Source organism: Stenotrophomonas sp. CASM101 (assembly GCF_049384845.1).
GTDB classification, from domain to species: domain Bacteria; phylum Pseudomonadota; class Gammaproteobacteria; order Xanthomonadales; family Xanthomonadaceae; genus Stenotrophomonas; species Stenotrophomonas hibiscicola.
Window position 1 is genome coordinate 50,122 of record NZ_JBMRFR010000017.1, and the last position, 13,078, is coordinate 63,199.

The 13,078-nt window shown below is 66.5% G+C and carries 15 protein-coding genes and 1 riboswitch; of the genes, 10 read left to right on the forward strand and 5 right to left on the reverse strand.

The genetic code is table 11. The features are described 5' to 3' along the window. Positions 1 to 2: 2 nt before the first annotated feature. Positions 3 to 692: an outer membrane protein gene (locus VG543_RS17900; protein WP_058980447.1), complete on the reverse strand. Its 690-nt coding sequence runs from the start codon at positions 690 to 692 to the stop codon at positions 3 to 5. 234 nt (positions 693 to 926) lie between these two features. Further along, a complete protein-coding gene (gene ettA, locus VG543_RS17905; RefSeq protein ID WP_005415249.1) occupies positions 927 to 2,591 on the reverse strand; it encodes an energy-dependent translational throttle protein EttA in 1,665 nt (554 codons plus the stop codon). Between the two features lie 252 nt (positions 2,592 to 2,843). Between ettA and VG543_RS17910 the strand changes: the two genes are divergently transcribed. The 6 genes from VG543_RS17910 (at position 2,844) to ribD (ending at position 7,566) form a co-directional block, all read left to right on the forward strand. After that, positions 2,844 to 3,320: an RcnB family protein gene (locus VG543_RS17910; protein WP_019661032.1), complete on the forward strand. Its 477-nt coding sequence runs from the start codon at positions 2,844 to 2,846 to the stop codon at positions 3,318 to 3,320. A 159-nt stretch (positions 3,321 to 3,479) separates the two neighbouring features. After that, the gene (gene glyA / locus VG543_RS17915) at positions 3,480 to 4,733 is read left to right on the forward strand and encodes a serine hydroxymethyltransferase (RefSeq protein ID WP_019661033.1); all 1,254 of its coding nucleotides are present in this window, start codon (positions 3,480 to 3,482) and stop codon (positions 4,731 to 4,733) included. A 65-nt stretch (positions 4,734 to 4,798) separates the two neighbouring features. Continuing rightward, complete coding sequence (locus VG543_RS17920) at positions 4,799 to 5,218, forward strand: hypothetical protein (RefSeq protein ID WP_312543499.1); 420 nt, start codon at positions 4,799 to 4,801, stop codon at positions 5,216 to 5,218. Positions 5,219 to 5,244: 26 nt separating this feature from the next. Continuing rightward, on the forward strand, positions 5,245 to 5,694 hold the full coding sequence (locus tag VG543_RS17925; RefSeq protein WP_423178921.1) for a hypothetical protein: 450 nt from the start codon (positions 5,245 to 5,247) through the stop codon (positions 5,692 to 5,694). 144 nt (positions 5,695 to 5,838) lie between these two features. Then, on the forward strand, positions 5,839 to 6,360 hold the full coding sequence (gene nrdR, locus VG543_RS17930) for a transcriptional regulator NrdR (RefSeq protein WP_019661036.1): 522 nt from the start codon (positions 5,839 to 5,841) through the stop codon (positions 6,358 to 6,360). Between the two features lie 120 nt (positions 6,361 to 6,480). Next, positions 6,481 to 7,566: a bifunctional diaminohydroxyphosphoribosylaminopyrimidine deaminase/5-amino-6-(5-phosphoribosylamino)uracil reductase RibD gene (gene ribD, locus VG543_RS17935; RefSeq protein ID WP_423178913.1), complete on the forward strand. Its 1,086-nt coding sequence runs from the start codon at positions 6,481 to 6,483 to the stop codon at positions 7,564 to 7,566. 35 nt (positions 7,567 to 7,601) lie between these two features. Here ribD and VG543_RS17940 read toward each other — a convergent pair whose 3' ends face one another. The 3 genes from VG543_RS17940 to VG543_RS17950 form a co-directional block, all read right to left on the reverse strand. Next, positions 7,602 to 7,979 carry a hypothetical protein gene (locus VG543_RS17940; RefSeq protein ID WP_080398788.1) on the reverse strand — a complete coding sequence of 126 codons (378 nt, stop codon included), beginning with the start codon at positions 7,977 to 7,979 and terminating at the stop codon, positions 7,602 to 7,604. A gap of 147 nt (positions 7,980 to 8,126) precedes the next feature. Then, the gene (locus tag VG543_RS17945) at positions 8,127 to 9,011 is read right to left on the reverse strand and encodes a hypothetical protein (protein ID WP_423178912.1); all 885 of its coding nucleotides are present in this window, start codon (positions 9,009 to 9,011) and stop codon (positions 8,127 to 8,129) included. A 151-nt stretch (positions 9,012 to 9,162) separates the two neighbouring features. Beyond that, complete coding sequence (locus VG543_RS17950) at positions 9,163 to 9,786, reverse strand: outer membrane beta-barrel protein (RefSeq protein ID WP_061478413.1); 624 nt, start codon at positions 9,784 to 9,786, stop codon at positions 9,163 to 9,165. A gap of 187 nt (positions 9,787 to 9,973) precedes the next feature. Further along, a riboswitch (FMN riboswitch) is annotated at positions 9,974 to 10,119 on the forward strand. 77 nt (positions 10,120 to 10,196) lie between these two features. Here VG543_RS17950 and VG543_RS17955 point away from each other — a divergent pair. The 4 genes from VG543_RS17955 (at position 10,197) to nusB (ending at position 12,995) form a co-directional block, all read left to right on the forward strand. After that, positions 10,197 to 10,823 carry a riboflavin synthase gene (locus VG543_RS17955; protein WP_021204341.1) on the forward strand — a complete coding sequence of 209 codons (627 nt, stop codon included), beginning with the start codon at positions 10,197 to 10,199 and terminating at the stop codon, positions 10,821 to 10,823. Continuing rightward, positions 10,820 to 11,920 (forward strand): 3,4-dihydroxy-2-butanone-4-phosphate synthase, encoded by a 1,101-nt coding sequence (gene ribB / locus VG543_RS17960; protein WP_119007436.1) that lies wholly within the window; start codon positions 10,820 to 10,822, stop codon positions 11,918 to 11,920. Before VG543_RS17955 ends, ribB begins: the two co-directional genes overlap by 4 nt. Before the next feature lie 131 nt (positions 11,921 to 12,051). Next, complete coding sequence (ribH, locus tag VG543_RS17965) at positions 12,052 to 12,519, forward strand: 6,7-dimethyl-8-ribityllumazine synthase (RefSeq protein WP_005408061.1); 468 nt, start codon at positions 12,052 to 12,054, stop codon at positions 12,517 to 12,519. Further along, a complete protein-coding gene (gene nusB / locus VG543_RS17970; protein WP_312543506.1) occupies positions 12,516 to 12,995 on the forward strand; it encodes a transcription antitermination factor NusB in 480 nt (159 codons plus the stop codon). The genes ribH and nusB overlap by 4 nt, the downstream gene beginning before the upstream one ends. The last annotated feature ends 83 nt before the right edge of the window (positions 12,996 to 13,078 follow it).

Below are 13,078 nucleotides of genomic sequence, written 5' to 3' on the forward strand. Positions count from 1 at the left end.
GGTTAGAAGTGGTAGTTCAACTTCAGCGTAACGCTGCTGTAGTCGGTATGGAAGCTGCGACGCGCCGCAGCGGGGTAGTTGGGGTCTTCCAGGGTCACCGGGCTGGAACCCAGGTGGGTGTAGCGGTATTCGGCACCGGCCGAGAGGCGCTCGTTGAAGCGGTACAGCACGCCTGCGGTGGCGTGGGCGCCGGTGGAAAGGTGCGAGGCGCGGGTCTCGAACTCGGCCACGCGGCAGCCGTTGGTGGCCTCCACCAGCGACTTGTCGCAGCCCAGCGTGAATTCCTGCTGGGCCACGGTCACGCCCGCGCCGACATAAGGCAGCCAGCGGCCCATCGCACGGCCCAGCGTTACATCGAGGGTGCCCGAACGGGTCAGCGCGTCTTCGCCGTAGTACGGGCTGTACTGGTGCTGTTCGCGATCCTTCCAGTCACGGGTGACGTTGCCGAACGACAGCGTGCCTTCAACGCCGACCACGATGCTGTTGTCGAACTGCCAGCGACGGCCGCCCTGCACGCCGCCGGTGAAGCCGCGCACGCTCTTTTCCGAGGCGTTGGCATTGCTGCGGTCCTTGCTGTGCCCCTCGCCATGCGAGGCCTGGGCACCCAGGTAGAAGCCGTCCCAGTCGGTGGTCGCGGCCGTGGCCGTGCCCGACAGCATCACGGCTGCCGTGGTGATGATCAGTGCTTTCATTGGAATTTCCTACGTTGGGGGATGAATCGGGGCGTAGGAAAACCGATGTGGGCGCGCGGAAACATACAAAGAATTGCAAAGTCCGATTACGACAGGGATTCAAGCCCGCTTGAGGCGCCCGCGTTCATCAACGGTTGAATCGCGGCCAGCGAAAACGCCCGGAAAGCGGGCGTCAGGAACGCCTGAAAGACGAAAGGCCGCGCGAGCGCGGCCTTTCGTTTTCTGCGGCGGGGCTTACTTCAGCGCCTTGAAGCGCAGGCGCTTCGGCGCAGCGTCGTCGCCCATGCGGCGCTTCTTGTCTTCCTCGTACTCGCGGTAGTTGCCCTGGAAGAACTCCACGTGCGAGTCGCCTTCGAAAGCGATGATGTGCGTGGCGATGCGGTCCAGGAACCAGCGATCGTGCGAAATCACGAAGGTGTTGCCCGGGAACTCCAGCAGCGCATCTTCCAGCGCACGCAGCGTTTCGATGTCCAGGTCGTTGGACGGTTCGTCCAGCAGCAGCACATTGCCACCCTGCAGCAGGGTCTTGGCCATGTGCAGGCGGCCACGCTCACCACCGGACAGCGAACCGACCATCTTCTGCTGGTCCTGGCCCTTGAAGTTGAAGCGGCCGATGTAGGCGCGCGACTGGATCTCGATGCCGTTGATGTTGAGGATGTCCAGGCCGCCGGCGATTTCCTGGAAGACGTTGTGGTTGCCTTCCAGCTTGTCGCGGCTCTGGTCCACGTAGGACAGCTGCACGGTCGGGCCGATCACGATCTCGCCCGAATCCGGCTTTTCCTGGCCGGTGATCATCTTGAACAGGGTCGACTTGCCGGCGCCGTTCGGGCCGATGATGCCGACGATCGCGCCCGGCGGAATCAGCATCGAGAGGTTGTCGATCAGCAGGCGGTCGCCGAACTTCTTGGAGACGTTCTTGAACTCCATCACCATGTTGCCCAGGCGCTCGCCCGGCGGAATGAAGATTTCGTTGGTCTCGTTGCGCTTCTGGTAATCCTGCGACTGCAGCTCTTCCAGGCGGGCCAGACGGGCCTTGCCCTTGGAACGGCCGCCCTTGGCGTTCTGGCGCGACCACTCCAGTTCCTTCTGGATCGCCTTCTGGCGGGCCTTTTCCTGGTTTTCTTCCTGCTTCAGGCGCTCATCCTTCTGCACCAGCCATTCGGTGTAGTTGCCCTTCCACGGAATGCCGCGGCCGCGGTCCAGTTCCAGGATCCACTCGGCGGCGTTGTCCAGGAAGTAGCGATCGTGGGTAACGGCCACCACGGTGCCGGTGTAGCGCGCCAGGAACTGTTCCAGCCATTCCACCGACTCGGCGTCGAGGTGGTTGGTCGGTTCGTCCAGCAGCAGCATGTCCGGCTTCTGCAGCAGCAGGCGGCACAGCGCCACGCGGCGCTTTTCACCACCGGACAGGTTGGCGATCTTGGCATCCCACGGCGGCAGGCGGAGCGCATCGGCGGCCACGTCCAGCTGGTTTTCCAGGGTATGCGCATCACCGGCGGCCAGGATCGCCTCCAGGCGCTCCTGCTCCTTGGCCAGCGCGTCGAAGTCGGCACCTTCCTCGGCGTAGGCGGCATACACCGCTTCCAGCGCAGCCTGCGCCTGCAGCACTTCGCCCACGCCTTCCTCGACCGACTCGCGCACGGTCTTGTTCGGGTCCAGTTCCGGTTCCTGCGCCAGGTAGCCAACCTTGATGCCCGGCTGCGGGCGGGCCTCGCCCTCGAAATCGGTGTCCACGCCGGCCATGATCTTCAGCACGGTGGACTTGCCGGCGCCGTTCAGGCCCAGCAGGCCGATCTTGGCACCCGGGAAGAAGGACAGCGAGATGTCCTTGATGATCTGCCGCTTGGGCGGGACCACCTTGGACACGCGGTTCATGGTGTAGATGTATTGCGACGACATGAGGTCTCCGTAGGCGCGGCCCTGCACCCGACCCGTCACGGGAACATCCCGTTGCGGCAGCGGGCACAGACTGGAATGGAATACCGCCAATTATAGCCGGAACCGGTTCCGGGCCGCGCCCGGCGCAGGGGCGCCGGCTGGCCGTGGCCTGAATACTCCGTCACAGTCCTGCAGCGGGAAGCGTTTCCAGCCGGAAACGGTTCAGATCGGTTGCGCAATATGGGCTCACCACCACCCAAACAGAGGTCTGACATGCGCATCAATCGAGTAATGGCCAGCGCCGTGGCCTCTGTGCTGGCGCTCGGTGCCGTGGCTCCCGCCTTCGCCGACAACGACCACCGCCGCGGCCACGACCGCCGCGAGTGGCGCGAGGACCGCCGCGAGTGGCGACAGGACCGCCGTGACTGGGAACGCGACCGCCGCGAGGCCCGGCGCGACTGGGAACGCGACCGCCGCGACTGGCACCGCGACCATGACCGCTACTACCGCCCGGCACCGCCGCCGCGCGTGGTCTATCGACCGGCCTATGGCCCGGGCTACGGCTGGAAGGTCGGCCACCGCTACCGCGACTACTACCGTGGCCCGATCTACGTGGTGAACGACTACCCGCGCTACCACCTGCGCCGCCCGCCGCATGGGCACCACTGGATCCGCGATGACCGCGGCAACATGCTGCTGGTGGCGGTGGCAACCGGCATCATCGCCGACTACATCATCAACAGCCGCTGAGCCGGCGGCCACGTCCACGCATGGCGTGGATCCACTGGCATGCACGGGGCCGGATTCCTTCGGAAGTGCCGGCCCCGTCCTTTTCGGCCCCGGCGGGCCGGTGCGGGGCTACAATCAGGGGCTGAGCCGTACCCCTTTCCCTGCCTGCTGGAGTACCCGATGTTCCCGCGTGACGTCCGCATCGAATCCTACGATCCCGAACTGGCCAAGGCCATTGCCGCTGAAACCCAGCGCCAGGAAGACCACGTCGAGCTGATCGCCAGCGAGAACTACACCAGCCCGGCGGTGATGGAAGCCCAGGGCAGCCAGCTGACCAACAAGTACGCCGAAGGCTACCCGGGCAAGCGCTACTACGGCGGCTGCGAATACGTGGACATTGCCGAGCAGCTGGCGATCGACCGCCTCAAGCAGCTGTTTGGTGCCGACTACGCCAACGTGCAGCCGCACAGCGGCTCGCAGGCCAACCAGGCCGTGTACTTCGCCCTGCTGCAGCCGGGTGACACCATCCTCGGCATGAGCCTGGCCCATGGCGGCCACCTCACCCACGGCGCCAAGGTCAATGCCTCGGGCAAGCTGTTCAACGCCGTGCAGTACGGCGTGAACGACCAGGGCCTGATCGATTACGACGAAGTCGAGCGCCTGGCCCTGGAGCACAAGCCGAAGATGGTCGTTGCCGGCTTCTCGGCCTATTCGCAGGTGATCGACTGGGCGCGCTTCCGCGCCATCGCCGACAAGGTCGGTGCCTACCTGTTCGTCGACATGGCCCACGTGGCCGGCCTGGTCGCCGCTGGCGTCTACCCGAGCCCGCTCGAGCACGCCCACGTGGTGACCTCCACCACCCACAAGACCCTGCGCGGCCCGCGTGGCGGCATCATCATCGCCAAGGGCGCCGACGAAGACCTGGTCAAGAAGCTGCAGTCGATCGTGTTCCCGGGCATCCAGGGCGGTCCGCTCATGCACGTCATCGCCGGCAAAGCCGTGGCCTTCAAGGAAGCGCTGGAACCGGCCTTCAGGACCTACCAGCAGCAGGTGGTGAAGAACGCCCAGGCGATGGCCAACACGCTCATCGCGCGCGGCTACAAGATCGTCTCCGGCGGCACCCAGAACCACCTCATGCTGGTCGACATGATCGGCAAGGACGTGTCCGGCAAGGACGCGGAAGCCGCGCTGGGCAAGGCCCACATCACCGTCAACAAGAACTCGGTGCCGAACGACCCGCGTTCGCCGTTCGTGACCTCGGGCCTGCGCCTGGGCACCCCGGCGGTGACCACCCGTGGTTACGTCGAGCAGGACTGCGTGGACCTGGCCAACTGGATTGCCGACGTGCTCGACGCACCGAACGATGACGCCGTCATCGCCCGCGTGCGCGACGCCGTCAGCGCGCAGTGCCGCAAGTACCCGGTCTACGGCTGATCGGGTTGGGGTCGGACCCCTTCCCGCAGGGAAGGGCTCTGACCCCGGCATTGCAGCGATCGCGCATGGATGAGCGCCGCCTCAAATACCTGTACGCCACCCTGGCCGTGCTGTTCGGCCTGCCCAGCCTGGTGGCCGGCGGCTTTGCCGCATTGATGCTGCTGCTGACGGGGCTGGGCCAGTTCGGCCATGGCACGCTGGCCTCGGTGACGGTGATGCCGCTGTGGGGCCTGGCCGGCATTGCCGGCTGCCTGGCCTGGTTGTGGCTCAGCGCGGGTTTCCTGATGCAGGGGCGTGCCGGGCTGTACGCGCACCGTCTCTGGTGGTGGATGCTGCTGGCGGGCGGTCTAGCCGCTGTGCCCCCACTGGGGCTGGCGCTGTGGTGGAGCATCACCGTCCACGCCGAAGGCATCGCCCTGCTGCTGTTGGGCCCGTCGATGCTGGTGCCGGCTGCGATGCTGGTGTGGATCAAGCGCCGGGCATGACGCGGCCATGGAAGGACATCGAACGCATGGATGAGCGCCTGCACAAGCGCGGGATGGCCATTGCCGGCCTGCTGGTGGGCCTGCCCACCGTGGCGGCAGGCGGCACGGGTGCCGTGCTGGGGCTGATGGCCGTATGGGACGGCAAGTACCTGACGGGCGACGAGTACACGCTGTTGCTGCTGTGGTCGTCGGCCGGCATCATCGGCCTGCTGTCGTGGCTGTGGCTGAGCGGGCTGTTCCTGTGGCGCGGTGTTGCCGGCCTTCGCCAATCACCGGTCATGGCCTGGGTCGGCCTGGCGTTGGGTGGCTTGGCCGCGTCGGGCTTGGTCGTCGCCACGCTGTACTCCACGATCAGCAATGGCAAGATCTCGACATTGGCCTTCCTCGGCTTTGGCCCGCCGCTGCTGGTGATGGCCGGGCACCTGGCGTGGCTGCGCTGGGCACGCATGGCATCGCCGCCACCCGGACCCGGTTGAGCCGGGCATCCGACCTCGCCGGACACGCTGGGTAGCCAGAATGCAGGCGCTTCCGCGCAGGCAGCATTTGCTGCGGCGCCCTTTCTCAGGTACCTTTGCGACGCTGCCATGACCATGGCAATTGCTCCCTGAGCCAGGCGTTCCATGCATTGCCCCTTCTGCCAACATGCCGATACCCGGGTCATCGACTCGCGCGTCTCTGAAGACGGCGCGACGATTCGCCGTCGGCGGGAATGCGAAGCCTGCGGCGAGCGCTTCAGCACCCTGGAAACGGTCGAGCTGAAGCTGCCGGCCATCGTCAAGAGCGATGGCACCCGCGAAGCGTTCGACCAGCGCAAGGTCCGCGCGGGGTTCGACCGCGCGCTGCAGAAGCGCGCGGTGCCCGAAGAAAAGATCGAGGCGGCGGTACGTGCGGTGGTGCACCAGCTGCGTATCAGCGGCGAGCGCGAAGTGCCCTCGATCAAGGTTGGCGAGTTCGTCATGAACGAACTGCGCAAGCTCGACCACGTGGGCTACGTGCGCTTCGCTTCGGTGTACCGCAGCTTCGAGGACGTGGCCGATTTCCGCGAGGAGATCGAGAAGCTCGAGCGCGAGCTGCCGGCCAGTACCGAACAGCTGCAGCTGCTGGGCGATGTGATTGCCCTGACCAAGAAAAAGAAAGGCTGACTGCCTCTGCCTTGGGGGTGCCAACCTTGGGGGGCACCGGTGGCCGCATTCACCGGTGGGTGCCAACCGTTGGTTGGCACTGACGGCATGGATCCACACCGGCGGCGTTACCATGGCCGCATGACCACCCCTTTCTCCGCCCTCGACCACCTGCACATGGCCAACGCGCTGCGCCTGGCCGAGCGCGCTGCCTATACCACCCGGCCCAACCCGATGGTCGGCTGCGTGATCGCCCACGGCGAACGCGTGGTCGGGCAGGGCTGGCACCAGCGCGCCGGTGGCCCGCATGCGGAAGTGTTCGCGCTGCGCGAGGCCGGCAGCGAGGCCCGCGGTGCCACCGCCTACGTCACCCTGGAGCCCTGCGCCCACTACGGGCGCACGCCGCCGTGTGCGCTGGCACTGATCGAAGCGGGCGTGTCGCGCGTGGTCGCGGCGATGCGCGATCCGTTCCCCAAGGTCGATGGCGGTGGCTTCGATCTGCTGCGCAATGCCGGCATCGAAGTTGTCGAAGGGCTGATGGCGGCACAGGCGCGCGAGCTCAACAAGGGTTACCTGTCGCGCGTGGAGCGCAACCGCCCATGGCTGCGGGTGAAGCTGGCCGCCAGCCTCGATGGCCGCACCGCGATGGCCGATGGCAGCTCCAAGTGGATTACCGGGCCGGCCGCGCGCGAAGACGTGCAGCACTGGCGCGCACGTGCGGGTGCAATCCTGACCGGCGCCGACACCGTGATTGCCGACGACCCGATGCTGACCGTGCGCCTGGCCGATACCGAGGTGATGCCACCGCTGCGCGTGGTGCTCGATTCGCGCCTGCGTTCGCTCGAATGCAGCCGCGTGCGCGAGGGCGGGGCCCCGACGCTGTACCTGCACGATGCGGCGGTGAGCGCGCCGGATGCGGCCGACGCCGAATTCGCCAGCGTGCCCAGCGCAGAGGGACGGTTGGATCTGGGCGCGGTGCTGGCGTTGTTGGCCGAGCGCGGCATCAACGAAGTGCACACCGAAGCCGGCGCCACGCTGGCCGGTGCGCTGCTGCGCGGCGGCTGGGTCGATGAGCTTCTGCTTTATCAGGCCCCCACGCTGCTGGGCGACAACGGACGCCCGCTGCTGGCTGGCCTCGGCATTGATTCCATGGACCACCAGCGTCGCCTGCGCGTGGTTGAGCAGCGCCAGGTCGGCGAGGACAACAGGCTGCTGCTGCGCCCATGAAGGAATGACGCAGAGCAGGGGCTACGCCCATGGCGTCAGGCCGCTTCGTCGTCTTCTTCGCCAACGGGGCATTGGCCCTTCCACTGCTGCTTCCACAGCACATGCAGGTCGCGGCAGTACGCGCCGAGCGCCTCGCCCGGCAGTTGCCTCGCCTTGAACCGCAACCGGCGACGCGTAAAACCGTCGTCGTACTCATCCGGCAGTACCAGCACGGCACATTGATCGTGGTACATCAGGAAGTCGCGGCAGTGATCATCCTCGCTCATCCACGCATCCAGGTGCCTGTCGCTCAGCTGCGTTGACTCGAAGGCGACCGAGGGTTGGACGACGATGATCTTCGTGGCTTTGAACCTGGACGCCTCGGCCTGCCAGGACGCCATCAGCGCCAGCACCATGATCGCGGTCGACGTCATGCGGTGTTTCATGCGGTTGCCCCCGGTGGAAGAGGGCAACAGCATTGACCATGCAGGTCGCTCAGGGCCATGCAACGGTTCTGAAAGTGCGCTCGGCGTTGCCGCAGGTAACGAGCAGCCTGGCGTGGACCCGGCTCTAGCTCGCGCTTATGCGCATTCGTCGGTCCACATCATCTCGGCGATCGGGCGCAGCGCCTTGCACTCCTGCGTCATCTCGTCGGCCGACTTCACCTTTGCCTTGGCCTTCAGTTCCTCGGCCATCGCGTCCACGCCGCTGATCTGGTCGGGCGCGATCTTCGCCACGCAGGCGCGGTGCTGCTGCAGCAGCAGGTCGCAGCCCGGAACGCCGGTCACCTTCGGCGCGTTGGCCGCCTGCGCGTCCTGCATCCAGTCCTCGAACGGTGCCAGCGCACCGGCCACGGTGCCTACCAGATCATCGAAGTTGCCGCTGTACCAGTAGCCATTGTCCTTGGCCGGGTACAGGGTGAAGGTGCCGCTGACCGGCACGCGCGCACCGCTCTGCAGCGCCTGGGTGTAGGCGTCGGTGAACTGCTTGCGCGCGGCCGGGCTGGCATCGTCGGCCAGGCTGGCGGCGAACAACGGGCGGACCTTGCCCAGGTCGGGCAGCTGGCAGCTGTAGGTGATCCGCGCCAGCTTCTGGTCTTCAACGTATTCGTTGTCTTCGATCACGCTCCTGGTCGCGCGGCACTTCGAATCACGCAGCGCCTTGGCATACAGCGCTTCGGTGCCCGCAGCGTCGACCTTGGCGCCGGTGCTGGCCAGTACGGTCTGCCAGGGTTCGGCCAATGCCTTGGCCAGCGCACCCGGGTTGGGGGTCACGGCATCCTGGCCCTCGAACGCCGGCTTCAGTGCGTCGTTGAGCGTGCGCGTGGCGGTGGCATCGTCCTCCAGCAGCACGCGCGCATACAGGTCGAAGGCCTGCTCGGGTGCCAGTTGGGCCGGTGCAGCGCTGGCAATCAGCGGGGCGCACAGCAGCACGCTGGCCAGAAGGGTACGGGTGGGGGTCTTCATGACGGTGTTTTACTGTTCCAGAGGCGCGCAAGCCTAGCGCATCTACCCACACTTTCGACGGCGCGATGCAGCCAGGTGACGGTGTGCAGCGGACAAAAAACGGGCCCCTTGCGGGGCCCGTTCGATCGCACGACGAGGAGCGATCGTTGGATCAGAAGCTGGCGCGGACGCCGGCCGAGTACTGGGTGACGTCGCGGTAGCCGGAGATCTCGCCCACCAGACCCCAGGTCTTGGTGAAGTTGATCTGGCCGCCGACGGTGCCGACCCAGGTGCCCTTGAAGTTGTTGCCGCCGTCCATGTAACCGGCCTTGACCCAACCTTCGGTCATGCGCGACGGCTTGCCACGGATGCCCATGGTGACGCGGCCCAGGTTGGTGTGGTCCTTGTTGCGCAGGCGACCGTAGAAATCGGAGTTGACGGTGATTTCGGCCTGCTGGCGGACCCAGGCGGCGTCAGCGGTAAAGTCGACGCGGTCGGTCCACGGCATGTGGTAACCGATGCCCAGCTCCGGCTGGTTCAGCTTCAGCTTGTAGGAGCCGTAGTCGTAGTTGTACGACTTGCTGGCGTAGGTCCAACCACCGAACACATGGACCTGTTCGGCGATCGCCACGGAACCACGCAGGTAGCCGCCGTCGACCTTCGGGTCGTCCAGTGCGTTGTCGTCAACCTTGACCTGCGTCCAACCGCCTTCGACGTAGGTGTAGCTCAGGGCGTCGGCCGAAGCCGAGAGCGGGGCGGCGGCCAGCAGGGCGGCCACGATCAGCATCTTGCGCATGGGAATTCCTGTGAATTTCAGTCCATTGGCGGGCCAGCCCTCTCGGCTACCCGTGGGCGACCTCATGTCGTCCGCCGCGAATTTTAATGAAAGTTTTACAAATTGCGAGCGACGGCCGTCACAGCTGTGGCATCCAGCCCCGTTCAGCCCGGGCTGGTACACTGGCCACGCCGGTTCGCCGGTACACAAACGTCTTCAGGGCGGGGTGCAACTCCCCACCGGCGGTAGGTGCGCAAGCACGAGCCCGCGAGCGCTCCGGCCCACGGCCGGGGGTCAGCAGATCCGGTCCAATGCCGGAGCCGACGGTCATAGTCCGGATGAAAGAAGACGGTGCCACAGGGCCTTCGCGGCCCTGCGCCCGCCTGTTTGCCTTGCGGCGTTTTTCGCTCACTTTTCGCGGAGAACGTTTCTTGTTTACTGGAATCATCGAAGGCGTCGGCCGTCTGGCCGCACGCGAATCCATCGGCGGCGATGTCCGCTTCACCTTCAATGTCGGAAACCTGCCGTTCGACAACGTGCAGATGGGCGAGAGCATTGCCATCAACGGCGTCTGCCTCACCGTCATCGCATTCGACGCCAGCAGCTTCCAGGCCGATGCCTCCACCGAAACCCTGGGCCTGACCACGCTGGGTCAGCTGGGCGAAGGGGCGGTCATCAACCTGGAGCGCGCCATGCGGCCGACCGACCGCCTCGGCGGCCATCTGGTCAGCGGCCACGTCGACGGCCTTGGCCAGGTCCTGTCCATCCACGAAGACGCGCGTGCCCAGCGTTGGCGTTTCGCCGCGCCGGCCTCGCTGCGCCGCTACATCGCCAGGAAGGGCTCGATCTGCGTGGACGGCGTCAGCCTCACCGTCAACGAAGTGGACGATGAGGGTTTTGAAGTCGCCCTGATCCCCCACACGGTAGCCAACACCGCCTTCTCCGCCACCGGCGTGGGCAACGCGGTCAATCTGGAAATCGATCTGGTCGCCCGTTACGTGGAGCGGCTGATCAGCGTGCCGACCAACGGTCAGCACCCCCAGGGAGACGTCGCATGAATTTCGCCCCGATCCCGGAAATCCTGGAAGACATCCGCCAGGGCCGCATGGTGGTCATCGTCGATGACGAAGACCGCGAGAACGAAGGCGACCTGATCATGGCCGCCGAGCTGGTCAAGCCGTCGGACATCAACTTCATGGTCACCCACGGCCGTGGCCTGGTGTGCCTGCCGCTGACCCGCACCCGCGCCGCCGACCTCGGCCTGGCGCCGATGGTGCAGGCCAATACCGCGCAGTTCCAGACCAACTTCACGGTCAGTATCGAGGCCGCCGAGGGCGTCACCACCGGCATTTCGGCACATGACCGCGCGCACACCATCCGCACCGCGGTGAAGCCCAACGCCAAGCCGTCGGACCTGCACCAGCCGGGCCACATCTTCCCGCTGATCGCCCAGCCGGGCGGCGTGCTGACCCGCGCCGGCCACACCGAAGCCGGCGTTGACCTGGCCATGCTGGCCGGGCTGGAGCCGGCCGGCGTGCTGGTGGAGATCCTGAACCCGGATGGCAGCATGGCGCGCCGCCCGGAGCTGGAAGTGTTCGCCCGCGAGCACGGCCTGAAGATGGGCTCCATCGCCGACCTGATCGCCTACCGCCTGGCCACCGAAAAGACCGTCGAGCGCGTGGACGAGCGCGAGATCGACACCGAATTCGGTCCGTTCAAGCTGGTGACCTACCGCGACCGCATCGCCCACGACCTGCATTTCGCCCTGGTCCGCGGCACCCCGGATGCGGACACCCCGACCCTGGTGCGCGTGCAGGTGGAAAACCCACTGGCCGACCTGCTGCACTGGCGCCGCGATGACTTCGGCGTGGCCGCCACCGATGCCCTGCGCGCGATCGATGCCGAAGGCGCGGGCGTGATGGTGGTGCTGTCGGCCCCACGCGACGGCGAAGCCCTGCTGGCCCGCCTGCGCCAGCAGCCGGCACCGGTGGTGCCGGGCAAGGACAAGGATGTGGGCCAGTGGCGCCGCAACGGTGCCGGCGCACAGATCCTGTCCGACCTGGGCCTGGGCAAGCTGCGCGTGCTGGGCACCCCGCGCCGCCAGATCGGCCTGGCCGGGTACGGCCTGGAAGTGGTGGAGACGGTCACTCTGTAATGGGTAGTGCCGACCATGCCCTACCTCGGGTGGGTGCCGACCGTTGGTCGGCACAGCCCTGGGCCTCCGCCAGCCACGGCCGGGGCCCATCCACGCTAGAATTACCCCCTTATCGAGTCCCCAAGCCGCATATGAGCCACTTCGAAGGCGATCTTCGCACTCCCGAATCGGCGCGCTTCGCCATCCTGGCCAGCCGCTGGAATGCCCGCATCACCGACACGCTGGTCGCTGGCGCCCGTCAGAGCCTGGCCGGCAACGGCATCACCGAAGCCAACATCGATGTGATCCGCGTGCCGGGTGCCTGGGAGCTGCCGCTGGTGGCCGCACGCCTGGCCGCCGCCCATGAACACGCCGCGATCCTCACCCTGGGCTGCGTGATCCGTGGCGACACCCGCCACTACGAACACGTGGCCGACCGCTGCGCCGAAGGCCTGATGCGCGTGCAGCTGGACTTCGGCGTGCCGGTGCTGAACGGCGTGCTGGCGGTGGAACGCGTTGAAGACGCCGAAGCCCGCGCAGGCGGCAGCCACGGTAACAAGGGCGAGGAAGTCGCACTCGCCGCATTGGAAATGGTCAATCTTCTGGAGCAGCTGCCATGAACAAGAACACCCAGGGCAAGCCCTCCGGTAAACCCGTCCGCCGCGATGGCGTCGATCCGGTGCTGCGCTCGCGCGCCCGCCGTCGTGCCGTGCAGGCCATCTACGCCTGGCAGATCTCCGGCGGCAACGCCCAGTCGCTGATCGCCCAGTTCGCCCACGAGCAGGCCCGCGAAATTGCCGACCTGGCGTACTTCGAGGCGCTGGTGCACGGCGTGCTCGACAACCGTCGCGACATCGACGAAGCGCTCGGCCCGTACCTGGACCGTGCCATCGAAGAAGTGGACGCGATCGAACGCGCGGTGCTGCGCCTGGCCGCCTACGAGCTGCGTTACCGCCTGGACGTGCCATACCGCGTGGTGATCAACGAAGCCATCGAATCGGCCAAGCGTTTCGGTTCCGAACATGGCCACACCTACGTCAACGGCGTGCTGGATCGTGCCGCCGTGGAATGGCGCAAGGTCGAATCGGGTCACTGACCCGATTCCTGTAGAGCCGAGCCATGCTCGGCTCACCGTGCAGCGCACGGTTGCGTCCGGCAGTGCGGCGCGTGATCGAACTG